This window comes from Dyadobacter flavalbus, from assembly GCF_006149045.1.
Taxonomy (GTDB): Bacteria; Bacteroidota; Bacteroidia; order Cytophagales; family Spirosomataceae; genus Dyadobacter; species Dyadobacter flavalbus.
In genome coordinates, this window is sequence record NZ_VBSN01000006.1 from 64,953 (window position 1) to 80,101 (window position 15,149).

Genomic DNA, 15,149 nt, shown 5'->3' on the forward strand with positions numbered 1-15,149 from the left:
TGAAAATACAAAGTGCAGTTAATGTTCATTTAATCATAATATTGCACCTGAGCTAATTTCCATTATAAATAAGAATTTTACGAAAATGTATTTGAGTGAAATTTAATAGTACAAAAATCCTGTTATGCAAAATTTAAATACATTATAAGGGTATGTTTTCAAAAAATTTAGTATAATACCATTTTTTCGGCTCTGGCATTTTTCCGGTTCTCAAATCATTCAAGACTATCGTTTTACTCCAATTATGGCTATAAAAGTTGCAATTTCACATAAAACAAAATACCAGTTTGACCGGAGTGTTTCGCTTTCACCGCATATTTTCCGACTTCGTCCCGCGCCTCATTCCCGGACTGCAATTGAAGGATACTCGCTGAAAATCCAGCCTGAAAATCATTTTATAAACTGGCAGCAGGATCCGTTCGGTAATTATCAGGCAAGGGTTGTTTTCCCGGAAAAGACAACAGAACTGAGCATTGAAGTGGAAGTAATTGCCAAAATGCAGGTTATCAACCCGTTCGATTTTTTTGTAGAAGAATATGCCGAAAAATACCCGTTTGATTACGAGCCTACATTAAAAAAAGAACTCGGTCCGTATCTCGAGCCGCGCGAATCGGGCCCGAAGCTGATGCAATGGATTGAAAAAACCAAAGTAAACCGCGACATCAAGATTGTTGATTTTCTTGTTCATCTTAATCAGGAACTTTACAAGGCCATTCATTACAATATCAGAATGGAAGCCGGCGTGCAGACCTGTGAGGAAACGCTGGACATCCAAAGCGGTTCCTGCCGGGATTCGGCATGGCTGCTTGTTCAGATACTCAGGCATCTGGGCATTGCTTCCCGTTTTGTTTCCGGCTATCTTGTCCAGCTTACATCCGATATCAAGTCGCTGGACGGCCCGTCCGGCCCGGAAGAGGATTTTACAGACCTTCATGCGTGGACAGAAGCGTATGTGCCCGGCGCCGGCTGGATCGGGCTTGATCCGACTTCCGGCCTTTTTGCAAGTGAAGGCCATATTCCGCTTTGCTGCACGCCCGATTATGCAAGTGCGGCGCCGGTTTCGGGCGCTACGGATATTTGTCAGGTTACTTTTGAATTTGACAATAAAGTTTTCCGCATCCATGAAGATCCGCGCGTTACAAAGCCATATACCGAAGAGCAGTGGGCGGCTGTCATGGAAGTAGGAAATGCAGTGGAAAAGGATCTGCAGGAAGGCGACGTGCGGCTGACTATGGGCGGCGAACCGACTTTCATTTCCATTGATGATTTTGAATCCCCGGAATGGAACACAGCAGCGGACGGGCCTTTGAAAAGGCAACTCGCGTACGACTTGTCGCTGAGGCTTAAAAAGCGTTTTGCACATGGCGGGCTGCTGCATTTCGGTCAGGGAAAATGGTATCCCGGTGAGCCGTTTCCACGCTGGCAGTATGCTTTGTACTGGAGAAATGACGGCGTTCCCATGTGGCGTAACGATGAACTCGTCGCCAAGGAAAACCAGACAAAATATACTTTCCGCGAGGCAGAACTTTTTACAACGGAACTGACAAAGTATCTCGGAATTGATACCAACAATATTACCCCGGCATACGAAGACCCGATTTACTGGGCCATGGAAGAAGGCAAGCTGCCCGTGAATGTGGACCCGCTGAAAGTGAATCTGAAAGATTCCATTGAAAGAAGGACACTTGCAAAGTTGCTGGAAAAAGGGCTGAACAATCCGGCGGGATTTGTGCTGCCGGTCAAATGGAATGAAAAAGGAAAACACTGGTCAAGTTCTGCGTGGCAGTTCAAGCGGAATCATTGCTTTCTGATCCCGGGTAATTCCGCTATGGGCTTCCGGCTGCCGCTGAAATCGCTTCCTGAAGTAGCCAAGGAAAACCGCGAACAGCCCGTTGAACGCAGCCCTTTTGAAGATTTGCCGGCATTGACGGATTACAAACCGATTGTAGAATCACGTTATGGTTCGGTTGCACCGGCCTATGAACTGCCTGTAAATGCCATTGTGGAAGAAGAGGAAAAAGACGGTAAAAAGAATAAAAAAGAAGAAGCAGAAGATCCGCTGCTGTTTCAGGTTCCGGTTATCAAAACGGCACTCTGCGTAGAAGAGCGCGACGGCATTATTTATGTTTATCTGCCTCCTACGGATTATCTGGAACATTATCTGGATCTGATGGCGTCCATTGAAGCGACTGCGGAGAAACTGCAAATACCCGTTCGCATTGAAGGCTATCCGGCTCCGTCCGATTATCGTGTGCAGAAACTGATTGTTACACCGGATCCGGGCGTGATTGAAGTAAACATCCATCCGGCCAGAAACTGGCAGGAACTCGTTGATAACATCAGTGCGCTTTACGAAGAGGCATTTTTTTCAAGGCTTGGAACCGACAAGTTTATGGTGGACGGGCGCCATACCGGAACCGGCGGCGGAAATCACGTAACCATTGGCGGTGCAAAACCTTCCGACAGCCCGATTCTCCGTCGTCCCGACCTGCTGAGAAGCCTGCTTACTTACTGGCAGCACCATCCGGCACTGAGCTATTTGTTTGCCGGCCCATTTATTGGCCCAACAAGCCAGGCACCGCGCATTGACGAAGGCCGTGACGAAAGGCTTTATGAAGTTGAAATTGCTTTTGAACAGATTCCGGAGGACCGGGAAGTGCCGTTCTGGATGGTGGACAGGATTTTCAGGAACTTACTTGTTGATATTACAGGAAATACGCACCGTTCCGAATTTTGCATGGACAAGCTTTATTCGCCGGATTCTTCGACCGGAAGACTGGGAATACTCGAATTCCGCGCTTTCGATATGCCGCCGCACAAGCATATGAACCTTGTTCAGACGCTGCTTGTACGTGCATTGATCGCCAAATTCTGGAAAGAACCTTACAAACACAAGCTGATCCGCTGGGGAACGGAGCTGCACGACCGGTTCCTGCTTCCGCATTTTGCTTATCTGGATATGGTGGACGTTGTAAATGACCTGAAAGACGCAGGCTATAACTTCGATATTTCTTGGTTTGATCCGTTTTTTGAATTCCGGTTTCCGCATTACGGCGGTATCAAAGTCGATAATATCCAGCTTGATCTTCGGCTTGGGATTGAACCCTGGCATGTACTGGGTGAAGAACTTTCCAATTCGGGCACGGCACGGTTTGTGGATTCTTCACTGGAACGGCTGCAGGTAAAAGTAAGCGGTTTTGTGGAAGGACGACATATCCTGGTGTGTAACGGCTGCCGCGTTCCGCTGCGCAGTTCGGGCATTAAAGGCGAGTATGTTTCCGGGATCCGCTACAAGGCATGGAACCCGCCATCGGCATTGCACCCGACGATCGGGGCGGATGCGCCGCTGGTTTTTGATATTGTTGACACCTGGAACAACCGCATACTCGGCGGCTGTACTTACTTCGTTTCACATCCGGGCGGACGCAGCTTTGACACTTATCCTGTAAACAGTTTTGAAGCAGAATCGCGGAAAATAAGCTTGTTTCAGGGCTTCGGGCATACGCCTTCTGCCAGGCAGGAAGTTCCGGTTCTGGAAAAAACGACCGGAAGCGTTTCCCGTTTCGTAGCCGAAACGAAAAAAGAAATGCGAAGCGACACGCCGATAGAACTGATCAATCCGGAATATCCGAACACGCTGGATTTGCGTAAATTCTGGAAATCTAAAGAACCGCAGAACAGCTGAAATCCTGGTTAAATAAAGTATTTTCCGAAATGTTGCCGGGAATGCCATGCAGTGGTATAATTATCGCATGCGTGCATTCCTGACAATATTTTCTCTTCTTTCAGAACGCACAACCGTTAATCAATTATGCTTGCCGAAGCTTCCGTAAACCTGCTGCAGTCTTATCAAAGCGGACTTAGTTCTTATGACGAAGTCCTGGATCTGAATGGAAGAATCAAACCTTACTGGAAAGCACTTTTTTCCACACTGGAAAAGCTGGGAATTGACGAACTTAAAAACAGGAACAAGGATATTGTAAACAAGCTTCGGGAAAACGGCGTTACTTATAACGTGTACGGAACACCCGACGGCCTGAACCGTCCGTGGCAGCTGGACCCGATCCCTTTTTTAATTGAACAAAAAGAATGGAACGGAATTGCAAAAGGTCTTCAGCAAAGGGCAGTGTTGCTGGATCTGATATTAAAGGATCTTTACGGACCAAGAAACCTGATTAAGGACGGTATCATTCCGGCCGAACTTGTATTTGATAATACCGGATTTTTCAGGCCGTGCACAGACATAAAACTTCCTTCTGATAAACAGCTCACTTTATTTGCCGCTGACATGGCGCGCGGGCCGGACGGACAAATGTGGCTCGTCGATAACCGTACGCAGGCTCCGTCAGGTTCCGGTTATACGCTGGAAAACAGGATTGTCATGAGCAAGCTGCTGCCCGAGCTTGCGGATGGCATGTATGTAAGCAAACTGTCGCCTTACTTCAACAGCCTGCAGAATACAGTCCTGAAACTTTCGGACAAAAACAAGGAAGCGCCCAATATCGTTTACATGACGCCGGGCCCAAATAATGAAGCGTATTTTGAGCATGCATATCTGGCTTCTTATCTTGGATATACACTGGCGCAGGGCGACGATCTGCTTGTGCGCAACGGCTGCGTATGGCTCAAATCCATTGAAGGCTTACAGAAAGTAGACGTCATTATCCGCCGGATTGATGACGACTGGTGCGATCCGCTTGAACTGCGCGAAGATTCCCGTCTCGGCGTTCCCGGCTTGCTTCAGGCCATTCGCATGGGAAATGTTCAGGTCCTGAACTCGCCGGGATCAAGCGTATTGGAAAATCATGCGTTTCATGCCTTTATGGGTAATATCTGTACGTATTTCCTGGGAGAAAAGCTGATTATGCCTTCTGTTGCTACATGGTGGTGCGGCCATACGAAAGAACTGAACTACGTGCTTGCACATATAGATGAACTGATTATCAAGAAGGCGAACCGAAAAACAAAGTTCAGGTCTATTTACGGCCGGCTGCTGTCTGCCGCCGAAAAAGACGAGCTGAAAAAAATGATTTCCCGGCGGCCGCACGAATTCATTGCCCAGCAGGAAGTAAGCCTTTCCACAACACCGTCATTGATCGACGGGAACATTGTACCGCGCTATGCCGCATTGCGGGCATTTATGGTGGCAAATGGCAATGAATATCATGTCATGCAAGGCGGGCTTACAAGAAGTTCGCCGGTTAAAGACCGGTTCGTGATTTCCAATCAGTACGGCGGCTTATCAAAAGATACCTGGATCGTTTCGGACAAAACCGGTGAAGCGCCTGAGAAAGTTGTTTACACAGCACCCTCTTCAGTCAACAAGCATATTTCCCTGCCAAGCCGCAGTGCTGAAAACCTGTTCTGGATCGGTCGTTACTGCGAGCGGACTATGGCAGTGATCAAGTTCATGAACATTACGATCAATGTGCTTAATCTGGACCGGAACTTCGGCGGCTCGGCAAAGCAGGAGCACATTAAAATTCTGCTTCAGTCCTTAACCCATCTTTCTGCAACTTACCCGGGTTTTCTGGAAGAGGAAGAGCTGATGTCGGACCCTTACAAGGAAATTATTGACCTTGTTTCAAATACAAACCGTCCGGGAAGCATTGCATCCAGCATCAGTTCGTTCCTGCATGCTGTGAGCGCGGTACGCAATCAGTGGAATATGGAAACATGGCGCATTGTGGACCTGATCGACAACGGTTTTCAGGAAATCAGGAATGCCGTTCACATGAACAGCAACAACATTCAGAGAATGCTGGACGGATTGTTCAACAACATGTTTACATTTCTGGGCGTAATAGCCGAAAGCATGCCGAGAGACAACAGTTTTTTACTGCTTGAAACCGGAAAGCTGATTGAGCGCATTTTATCAAGAATCAGTGTGATACAATCCAATTTTGGTGTAAAAAATTCGGCGGGAGTTGAAAACGAACTGATCGAGGCAACGCTGATCAATCATCATCTGCTTGTCAATTACCGTCAGATCTACAAATCACATCTGAGTGTGGAGGCCATGCTGGATATGATTTTGCTGGAAAAAACATTGCCGTTTTCACTGGTTTATATGCTGGACGAACTGAAAAACAATCTGGCCAGATTGCCGTCCACAACACGCGGAGAACGGCTGAACGACGCACAGAAATACGTATTGAAAGCATCTACGCTCGTGAAACTTGCAGATATTCCTGCACTCAGCAAAAGCAACGGAGAATACGACAGAACGGAGCTTTTCGAATTGTTGTCAGAAGTATCCAGGCTGATCAGTTCCGTTTCCGTTAATCTGACCAACATGTATTTCAGCCATACAATCATGCATCATTCTTTTTTCGAACCTGTGGATTATAATAAGGATGAAATATAAGCTGATTCATAAAACAGAATACAAGTATGCCGAGCCGGTAAGCAATTATCACAGCTTGCTATGCCTTACGCCAAGAACTTTGCCGGATCAGGTATGCACGGAATTCAGGATAGAAGTAACGCCCGAACCAAGTCAGATTTTTGAAAGAACCGATTTTTACGGCAATAAAACGCACTATTTTTCACTTCATTCCCCGCATAAAAAACTGACTGTGCTCACGACCGGAGTGGTGGAAAGACAGAGCGAAATGACCGGATCTTTGTTCATTCCTTCCGTCGTGACCTGCCGGGAAGCCAGAAACCGCATGCTGAGCGAACGGTCGCTGAAAATTGCCTTTCTGGAATATATGCTTCCAAGTCCTTTTGTAAAATGGGATCAGGAAATAATGGATTTTGCAAAAGACTGCTTTCCGGATGACAGGCCGCTTTATGAATGTGTGGAGCTGCTATGCAGAAAAATATATACCGAATTCAAGTTCGTTTCCGATTTTACTACGATTCATACGCCGATCAAAGAAGTGCTTGCTGCCAGAAAGGGTGTTTGTCAGGATTTTTCGCATCTGGCCATTGCATGTATCCGGAGTTTCGGGTTTGCAGCGCGTTATGTAAGCGGTTATCTGGAAACGCTGCCGCCGCCCGGAAAGCAGAAAATGCAGGGATCGGATGCTTCGCATGCATGGATTTCGGTTTACATTCCCGATTACGGCTGGTGCGATTTTGATCCGACGAATAATGTTGTGCCCGGAGAAAGGCATATTGTTACAGCCTGGGGCCGTGATTACAACGACGTTCCGCCGCTGAAAGGCATTATTTTCAGTTACGGCAAACACACGCTTTCCGTTGAAGTGGATGTAATTCCTTTATAGCAGATAATAAGTTGCCTATTTAATTCCATTTTATTGGAATGCTTACCTTAAAGATTTGAGAATTGGCCTTGTTTCTCTAATTTTACCAGATCATTTTTGAAATAAGCATACAAACCTGTTTTAATAAACCGCACAGGTTTATATCCGTTTGGATATCAGAATTTTGTGATGGTTTCTTCTAGAATTAAATAATTATAAAATTACGGATGAAAGAATTAGCATTCAGAGATGCCATTCGCGACGCCATGTCGGAAGAGATGCGCCTTGACAAAAGTATATTTCTTATGGGCGAAGAGGTTGCGGAATATAACGGCGCCTACAAAGCCAGTCAGGGAATGTTGGATGAATTCGGACCTGACCGTGTCATTGATACGCCCATTGCAGAGCTTGGTTTTGCCGGGATCGCAGTAGGAGCAGCCGGAAACGGACTTCGCCCGATCGTGGAATTCATGACTTTCAACTTTTCTCTGGTTGCCATTGACCAGATTATCAACAGTGCGGCCAAAATTCTTTCCATGTCGGCCGGACAATACGGCTGCCCGATCGTTTTTCGCGGACCGACGGGGAACGCAGGACAGCTTGGAGCACAGCACTCACAGAACTTTGAAAACTGGTTTGCAAACACGCCCGGCCTGAAAGTAGTGGTTCCTTCCAATCCGTATGATGCCAAAGGACTTCTGAAATCTTCTATCCGCGACAATAACCCGGTTATTTTCATGGAATCAGAAGTAATGTACGGCGATAAAATGATGGTTCCGGAAGAAGAATATCTGATTCCGCTGGGAAAAGCAGACATCAAACGTCCGGGTAAAGATGTAACCATTGTTTCATTTGGTAAAATGATCCCGAGAGTAGTAATGCCGGCCGTACTTCAACTGGAAAAAGAAGGCATTGATGTAGAAGTTCTTGACCTCAGAACGGTTCGTCCGATTGATTATGCCGCAGTGATTGAATCGGTGAAAAAAACCAACCGCTGCGTAGTTGTGGAAGAAGCCTGGCCGCTGGCATCCATTTCAACAGAAATTACATATCACATTCAGCGTCATGCGTTTGATTATATGGATGCACCGGTGATCCGGGTTACAAACCGCGATGTGCCGCTTCCGTACGCACCAACATTGATAGAAGAAATTTTGCCAAGTACAAAGCGCGTTGTTGAAGCAGTAAAATCGGTTTTGTACAAGTAGTTCGCTAAATATTCAAGTAAAGCCATAACCGTAAAGGTTGTGGCTTTGTCATTTTATAGAGGTTTAAGCAATTTCAACAGTTACTTTCGGAATAGAAAGCTATATTGATAAAATACTATTTCGAAATAAAGAGAATACTAGTACTTTTGTATTTTAAAACGCTCCTTCATACTGATAACAAATTCAATTAAGATTATGCAAGAAGAACGTACAAGATATTCCGAAGAAGAATTGAAGGAATTTGAAGAGCTCATCCGCGGGAAATTGCAGGCGACAATGAGCGAGCTGAATTATATCAAAGGAGGTTTGAGCAAAAAAAATGACAGCGGTACGGACATTACCGCGGGTTCTGCCAAGCTTGTGGAAGACGGTGCTGATGCCAGTGAGCGTGAGAATTTGAGTCAGTTGGCCGCCAGACTTCAGAAGTATTCCATTCAGCTGGAAAATGCTTTGGTAAGGATTAAAAACGGAACTTACGGAATTTGCATCGATACCGGAAAACTGATCCCGAAAGAAAGGCTGAGAATTGTGCCGCATACGCAGCAAACCATTGAAGCAAAACTGAAAAGAGCGAGTTAAGCATTTTAATATAAATATTAACTGAAAGCCTGAAAGTTGCCTGCATTCCGGACAGCTTTCAGGCTTTTTGTATCCTAATCTTCTTCGCTTCCCAGCACTTCCCTGAACACATCCATTAAACCTTCTGAAGGTTCCTGGCCTTTGTTTTTGCTTTTAAAATATTCAAGAAACAGTTTTTCAACGCTTAACGACAGATCAATTTGTGCAGCGGATTCTGAAAGTTCGTCTTTTTTGATCTGGGGAATAATCTGGATCAGGCCGGAATGCGCTTCTGTCAGCCGCTTTTTATCAGCCGCTTCCAGATAGTGGTCCGAAACAATGGTTAATTCCACCAGGTCTTCCGAATTTTCTTTGAGCCAGACAATGGCTTTTTCAATATCCTGAAAACTTTTTCTGCGCAGTTTCTTTCCATTCTGCAGCTCAATCGGCCTGTAACCGGCCAGTTTTCCGGCTTCTGCTTCTATAATAACGACGTATTTGGATTGATTCGCTTCGGAAAAACTGTAAGCAAGCGGACTGCTGGAATAAATGACCGGAGCCGGATTTGCAGAAATTACATGATAGCGGTGCAAATGCCCGAGCGCGACATAATGAACTTGCTTTGGAAAATTTTCGGTATAAATGGCCTGCGCACCTCCGATATGAAGGATCGGGCGTTCGTCGTCCGGTTCTTCCGGCATCGGCTCGCCTTTCTGCATCACAAACAAATGCGTAGTCAGCAGATTAAAGCCTTCGCTGTCAAGAAACTGATCAGCCAATTCCTGCCAGTGATTCTGAAGATGGATTCTTAACGCTTCCTCTGAATCTTCGGTACCCAGAAAAGTTTTAAGGCGCTGTTCATTCGCATAAGGCGTATGTATGATCCGGAGCGGAATATCGGAATTGGGCAGTTTAAGTTCTATAAATCCTTTTGCTGAACGAATAATTTCCACCTTTTCCTGCGTACAAAAAGGCAGAATTTCTGTATTCGGAAAACCGACGAAAATAATCCCGCAGACTTTCGCCAGCGCATCCGGAACCTGAATGCGCTCTGGAGAATCGTGATTGCCGGCAATGGCTACAACGGCCCTGCTTCCATTGGCCGAAAGTCGATGCAAAGTGCTGTACAGCAATTCAGTAGCTTCGGAAGAAGGATTGAAATTGTCAAACAGATCCCCGGCAACAATAACGGCATCCACCATTTCCCGTTCTGCAATAACGCATATTTCGTCCAGTACAAGCCTTTGTTCGTCAAGACGGGAATAGTTGTCAAGCTTTTTGCCGATATGCCAGTCGGCAGTATGGAGAATTTTCATTTTGTGTAATTAATTTAGCGAAATTAACATTTCGTCCGCTAAGTATTGGAATATTCAACGATAAGGCCGGGGTTCCTGTTTTTCCGGAAAGCCATTTTCCTGTTCATGAGCATGCTGCTGATTTCCTGCCGGGAAAGTTCGGAAAATCATGAAAACAGCGGAATAGCGATTTCTTTTGATGATCATTTTATCAATGAATGGCATGCGCTGCGGCCTTTGTTTCAGAAATACAATGCAAAGGTTACGTTTTTTGTCACCTGCGGAAAAAGCCTGACGAAAGATGAAATTCATAAATTGAAGGAGTTGCAAAATGACGGTCACGAGATCGGCTTTCACGGAACCATTCATGGAAAGTCTACCGAACTTATCGCATCACTGGGCCCCCAAAAGTATGCTGAAACGGAGCTTTTCCCCGGCCTGAAGTATTTATCGGAGGCCGGCTTTTACCCGAAATCCTATGCGCATCCGGGCGGCAACCATAATGATGAAGCGGATTCTGTTCTGTTTGCCAATGGTTTTAAAATACTTCGGGACGTGGCCATTTCCAGACGAAAGTTATACGGAATTCCGGTTTATACGCTGGCTCCAAGAATCATGAGCTGGATTTTTTATCCTTTCGGACATGAACGGAAAGTGGACGCGCTTCTGATTGATACGGATGCGGAGTTGAAAGAAGAAGAAATGAATGAAGCCATTGAAAAAGCAAAACAGACCAATTCGGCTTTAATGCTGTTCGGACATGAGCCTTTACATTCGGCTCCGCAAAACGGAGAATATGGATTTGATGTACGCTTTTTAGAAAAAATACTTAAAGAAGCCAAGCGGCAGAAACTGAGATTTTATACGATGTCACAGCTTCCGGATGTAAACAAAACTGCATTCTGAAATTCAGCGTCCGAACCGTTTGTCTTTAAATGCCAGCAACGGTTTTTCAAGGAAAGAATAGGAAAATGAAGCGACCAGAACAGATCCGGCAAAACTTAAAATATACAGTCCGATCTGATAATAAATTCCGGTAAAATCAGGAAAATAGTTCTTCAAAAAGTTTATAATCAAAACAATGACGAAAACATGATAAATGTAAAGTCCGTATGAAATTTTGCCAAGATGATTCATGACCCGATTTTCCAGACTGACAATCGTGTTTTTATTACAGGAAACATTCAGCACAAAAAAGGCGAAGAAAAAGGCGTAGACTTCCAGAAAACCAAAAAAATGAAGTCCTGAAAAGAACAGAACGGCAAGCATGCTATAAGCTGCAATCTGGATGTCTTTTCTGAAAACAAAATCCAGAAAACGCGTTTTGCGATTGTAGACAAGCCATGCGCAAAATCCGCCTAACGCCATCGTCTGTATTCTGAACTGGCCCAGAAATGTAGTGATCATGGCATTTTGCGTTGGTTCAGGAACATTTACAAGCTGTAATCCCAGAAATAAAAGCCCGGCAGTAATTGCCAGAAACAGCAACAGGATAAAAATGCGCTTTTTGGGATATTTGATCAGCCACGGCCACAGGTAATAAAACTGTTCTTCCACACCGATTGACCATGTTTGCGCGCACCAGTAAGGAAGATCGTAGAGTACAAATGCAAAGTTGGGCAACACAAGGAAAAGCAGCGTAAGCCGTTCGGCAGCGTGCGTCTGCAGTTTTTCGTCTGTTCCGGGAAAGTTGAGCAGCTCTATGTCAGGAAATACAAAAAAGGATAAAATAATGATCAGAAAATAGATCGGCCAGATCCGGAAAACCCTGCGCAGGTAAAATTTTCCTGTATCCACATTTCCAAACCGGCCTTTTTCTTCCAGCAGCAAATAGGTTATCAGGAATCCGCTCAGCACAAAGAAAAGCCCGACGCCCAGCCGCCCGGCATGTTGAACAAGAGCAATTTCGTACAAATTATGAATTCCCATTGCATGCTTGGCCTGTTCCAGATGATGAAAAACTACCAAAAGAGCTGCAATGCAGCGTATGCCGTTCAGGTTTGGGAAGTAACGCTTTTTTTCCACTAATCCGCTTTCCGTTTGCTGCTTACTTCGCCTGATCAAACCATGTCATCCATCTGCCCTGCGCTTTCATCACCTGTTCAATCAGATCGCGGACTGCGCCGTGACCGCCATTTTTCGGAGAAATGTAATCGGCAAGTTCAAGAATTTCATCAACGGAATCAGCCGGACAAGCTTTGAGAACACCGGTCCGCATTACTTCATAGTCGGGCAGGTCATCGCCCATGAAAACAATTTCATCTTCAGTAATGCCGGTTTCTGCCAGGTATTTTCTGAAGATCGGCAATTTTCCGTCGGGAGAAGTTCCTATAAAAATATCTGTAACGCCAAGATATTCGAGACGCTTGCGAACACCAATCTGATTTTGGGCAGAAATGATTGCAACGCGGTAACCCAGTCTGACGGCGCGGTTGATGCCGTAACCGTCTTTAACATTAAAGGTACGCGGCTGCTCTCCGGTTTCAAGCGCAATTACGCTTCCGTCTGTCATTACGCCGTCAATATCAAATATAAAAGTAGTAATACGCCTGAAGCGATCCGTTAATGTAGAATCCATGACCAACCAAATGATGAATTCTGCAAATATAGCCTAACTTTTTTCCGGACTGCAGCCTTAGGATCATTTAGAAATATAGAAGTTCCTGATTTTATCGGTAAGAAGCCTGTAAATTTCAGTCCAGTCCTCATCGGTTTCCTGCAGATACTCCAGATGTCTTCCGGTCGTTTTCCAGTCGCCGCGCTTTGCAGGCCCGGTTTGTCCGAGCGAAGGATCGTCCGACTCCAGTGCTTTCTGGAATGTTGTCTGAATTAGTGGTTTAAGCAGATCGAATTTCAGCTGTTCTTTTTCGAGCAGGCAATGAGAGATGGTCAGAAGGTGATTGGTAAAGTTGCTTGCGAAAACGGCTGCGACATGCAGTATAAACCTTTCATCCGAATCCATCCGGTTTACATTGTTGCTTACCGTCTGCGCCAGCTGAATGAGCTTATTTTCAATCAGTTCGTTTCTGGATTCAATGCAAAAAGGCAGTTCCTTGTAATCCATTTCCACACCTTTTGTAAAAGTCTGAAGCGGATAAAAAACGCCGGTATGAACGTATACGTCGCTGTAAATCTCAACCAGTTTCTGAAATTCCGCCAGTGAACGGGTTCCGGAAGTATGAACAAGGATAACGCCTTCGGGCAGCACAATGCGTTCAATAATGCTTTCGATGGCATCGTCGCTTACTGCAATGACAATCAGTTCCGCTTCGCTTTCTGAGAAATTAAGGTCCGGCTGGATGTCGGTATCATACAAATAAGAAGCAAGCTGACGGGCTTTTTGAGTGTCACGGCTGTAAACTTCGCAAATCCAGTGACCGGCATCTTCAAAAGCCTGAGCAAGATGCCAGGCAACATTTCCTGAACCAACAAAGGAGATTTTCATGTAAAAGGGTTTATAACAGCCCTAAGTTAGATCAGAAAATCAATTTTGCAAATCAATTTACCAAAGGAGCAGTTTGTTCCGCGCTTGTTACGCCATCCGGCAGTTCAAGAATGCGGATATTGCGGAAATGGATTTCGGCACCTTCGGCTTCCAGGCATATGTATCCTCTTTTACGTTCGGAACCGCGCAGCCCGTTCACGAATTTTCCGTTAACGGATAACTTAACTGTTCCGTCCACGCATACGACAACATATTTATTCCATTCACCTTTGCCTTTGCATCTTTTTTCAATGGATTTGCTGCGGGTTCCTCTCGGGTTGTCGGGAATGGCTTTCATGCCCATAGTCGGGAACAGTTCGCCATGCACGTAAGCATCCGTTGCATTATGCTGATTGGCCCAGTCCAGTTCCAGCATTTGTACTTCAATGGCCTTTGTAAGGGGATCGTTTTCGAAAGGAGTGCCTTCGCTCCATATAAAAACGCCCGAATTGCCGCCTGCTTCCATGTGTTTCCATTCAATTTCCAGTACAAAATTCTCGTATTGCCTTTCCGTACGCATGACACCGATCGGTTTTCCGGAACATACAAGCGTACCGTTTTTAACTTTCCAGGTTTCTTTTGAAGTATTTACATCAATCCAGCCGTTCAGGTTTTTTCCGTTGAAAAGCGGTTTGAAAGAAAGTGGTTCGAATGCCTGTGATTTTGCAGACATGCTGTAAAGCATGCAGGAAAGGACAATGGTTAACAGTTTCATAAAGGCTCAGGAAAGGATTTGATTTAAATTTGTATCGAAGATTGTGCGCGGCAGTTGTCTTTTTAAGTTAATGTAAGACGTAAAAAGGACGTATTTACCATGCCTCGGATTAACAGAATTTCTTAACATACTTGTAATTCAATTTGTTAAACTCTATATTTGCACTCCCATTTTGCGATGGACTGTCTTGTTACAGTGTAATATATTGAAAATCAATTAAAATTTTTGTTAATCGTGGATACGTTAAGCTACAAAACCATCTCGGCGAACAAAAACACAGTGAACAAGGAGTGGGTTGTTGTGGATGCTCAGGATGCAATTTTAGGTCGTTTGGCCAGTGAAGTTGCGAAAATTATCAGAGGCAAACACAAGGCAAGTTACACTCCTCATGTGGACTGTGGTGATAATGTTATCATTATCAACGCCGATAAAATCAAGTTGACAGGAAAGAAAATGACGGACAAGATTTATGTTCGCCATACAGGTTATCCAGGAGGTCAGCGTTTTCAGACTCCTCGTGAGTTGCTCGAGAAACACCCGGGTCGTGTAATCGAGAAAGCTGTAAAAGGCATGCTTCCAAAAAACCGTTTGGGACGTCGTTTATTCACAAATCTGTTTGTTTATGCTGATGCACAACATCCGCACAGTGCTCAGCAACCAAAAGAAATCAAGTTGTAA

Annotated in this window: 12 protein-coding genes; 7 read left to right on the forward strand and 5 right to left on the reverse strand. The window is 45.1% G+C overall.

All coding sequences use genetic code 11. The features are described from left to right. The first annotated feature begins 244 nt into the window (after positions 1-244). From FEM33_RS00345 to FEM33_RS00365, 5 genes are all read left to right on the forward strand, one after another. Entirely contained in the window at positions 245-3,685 is a 3,441-nt protein-coding gene (locus FEM33_RS00345; RefSeq protein ID WP_139010144.1) for a transglutaminase family protein, read from the forward strand. Positions 3,686-3,811: 126 nt separating this feature from the next. After that, on the forward strand, positions 3,812-6,367 hold the full coding sequence (locus tag FEM33_RS00350) for a circularly permuted type 2 ATP-grasp protein (protein ID WP_139010145.1): 2,556 nt from the start codon (positions 3,812-3,814) through the stop codon (positions 6,365-6,367). Beyond that, positions 6,357-7,232 (forward strand): transglutaminase family protein, encoded by an 876-nt coding sequence (locus tag FEM33_RS00355; RefSeq protein WP_139010146.1) that lies wholly within the window; start codon positions 6,357-6,359, stop codon positions 7,230-7,232. Before FEM33_RS00350 ends, FEM33_RS00355 begins: the two co-directional genes overlap by 11 nt. A gap of 206 nt (positions 7,233-7,438) precedes the next feature. Then, positions 7,439-8,419 carry a pyruvate dehydrogenase complex E1 component subunit beta gene (locus tag FEM33_RS00360; RefSeq protein ID WP_139010147.1) on the forward strand — a complete coding sequence of 327 codons (981 nt, stop codon included), beginning with the start codon at positions 7,439-7,441 and terminating at the stop codon, positions 8,417-8,419. A gap of 192 nt (positions 8,420-8,611) precedes the next feature. Beyond that, positions 8,612-8,998 carry a TraR/DksA family transcriptional regulator gene (locus FEM33_RS00365; protein ID WP_139010148.1) on the forward strand — a complete coding sequence of 129 codons (387 nt, stop codon included), beginning with the start codon at positions 8,612-8,614 and terminating at the stop codon, positions 8,996-8,998. Positions 8,999-9,072: 74 nt separating this feature from the next. On the opposite strand, the gene FEM33_RS00370 is transcribed toward FEM33_RS00365, so the two are convergent. Beyond that, positions 9,073-10,293 (reverse strand): metallophosphoesterase family protein, encoded by a 1,221-nt coding sequence (locus FEM33_RS00370; protein ID WP_139010149.1) that lies wholly within the window; start codon positions 10,291-10,293, stop codon positions 9,073-9,075. A gap of 45 nt (positions 10,294-10,338) precedes the next feature. Here FEM33_RS00370 and FEM33_RS00375 point away from each other — a divergent pair, with 45 nt between their 5' ends. Then, positions 10,339-11,178, forward strand: coding sequence for a polysaccharide deacetylase family protein (locus tag FEM33_RS00375; RefSeq protein WP_229214007.1), 840 nt, complete (start codon positions 10,339-10,341; stop codon positions 11,176-11,178). A 3-nt stretch (positions 11,179-11,181) separates the two neighbouring features. Here FEM33_RS00375 and FEM33_RS00380 read toward each other — a convergent pair whose 3' ends face one another. From FEM33_RS00380 to FEM33_RS00395, 4 genes are all read right to left on the reverse strand, one after another. Further along, the gene (locus tag FEM33_RS00380) at positions 11,182-12,297 is read right to left on the reverse strand and encodes an acyltransferase family protein (RefSeq protein WP_229214008.1); all 1,116 of its coding nucleotides are present in this window, start codon (positions 12,295-12,297) and stop codon (positions 11,182-11,184) included. Between the two features lie 22 nt (positions 12,298-12,319). Then, the gene (locus tag FEM33_RS00385) at positions 12,320-12,850 is read right to left on the reverse strand and encodes a KdsC family phosphatase (protein WP_139010150.1); all 531 of its coding nucleotides are present in this window, start codon (positions 12,848-12,850) and stop codon (positions 12,320-12,322) included. 63 nt (positions 12,851-12,913) lie between these two features. After that, a complete protein-coding gene (locus tag FEM33_RS00390; protein ID WP_139010151.1) occupies positions 12,914-13,717 on the reverse strand; it encodes a Rossmann-like and DUF2520 domain-containing protein in 804 nt (267 codons plus the stop codon). 52 nt (positions 13,718-13,769) lie between these two features. After that, positions 13,770-14,471 (reverse strand): 3-keto-disaccharide hydrolase, encoded by a 702-nt coding sequence (locus FEM33_RS00395; RefSeq protein ID WP_139010152.1) that lies wholly within the window; start codon positions 14,469-14,471, stop codon positions 13,770-13,772. Between the two features lie 234 nt (positions 14,472-14,705). On the opposite strand from FEM33_RS00395, the gene rplM reads away from it, so the two are divergent. Beyond that, positions 14,706-15,149, forward strand: a complete 444-nt coding sequence (gene rplM / locus FEM33_RS00400; RefSeq protein WP_139010153.1) for a 50S ribosomal protein L13 — start codon at positions 14,706-14,708, stop codon at positions 15,147-15,149.

Bases quoted from the DNA above. Each gene is read 5' to 3' on its own strand.
- FEM33_RS00345 (WP_139010144.1), top strand. From the start codon at position 245: ATGGCTATAAAAGTTGCAATTTCACATAAAACAAAATACCAGTTTGAC.
- FEM33_RS00350 (WP_139010145.1), top strand. From the start codon at position 3,812: ATGCTTGCCGAAGCTTCCGTAAACCTGCTGCAGTCTTATCAAAGCGGA.
- FEM33_RS00355 (WP_139010146.1), top strand. From the start codon at position 6,357: ATGAAATATAAGCTGATTCATAAAACAGAATACAAGTATGCCGAGCCG.
- FEM33_RS00360 (WP_139010147.1), top strand. From the start codon at position 7,439: ATGAAAGAATTAGCATTCAGAGATGCCATTCGCGACGCCATGTCGGAA.
- FEM33_RS00370 (WP_139010149.1), bottom strand. From the start codon at position 10,293: ATGAAAATTCTCCATACTGCCGACTGGCATATCGGCAAAAAGCTTGAC.
- FEM33_RS00385 (WP_139010150.1), bottom strand. From the start codon at position 12,850: ATGGATTCTACATTAACGGATCGCTTCAGGCGTATTACTACTTTTATA.
- FEM33_RS00390 (WP_139010151.1), bottom strand. From the start codon at position 13,717: ATGAAAATCTCCTTTGTTGGTTCAGGAAATGTTGCCTGGCATCTTGCT.
- FEM33_RS00395 (WP_139010152.1), bottom strand. From the start codon at position 14,471: ATGAAACTGTTAACCATTGTCCTTTCCTGCATGCTTTACAGCATGTCT.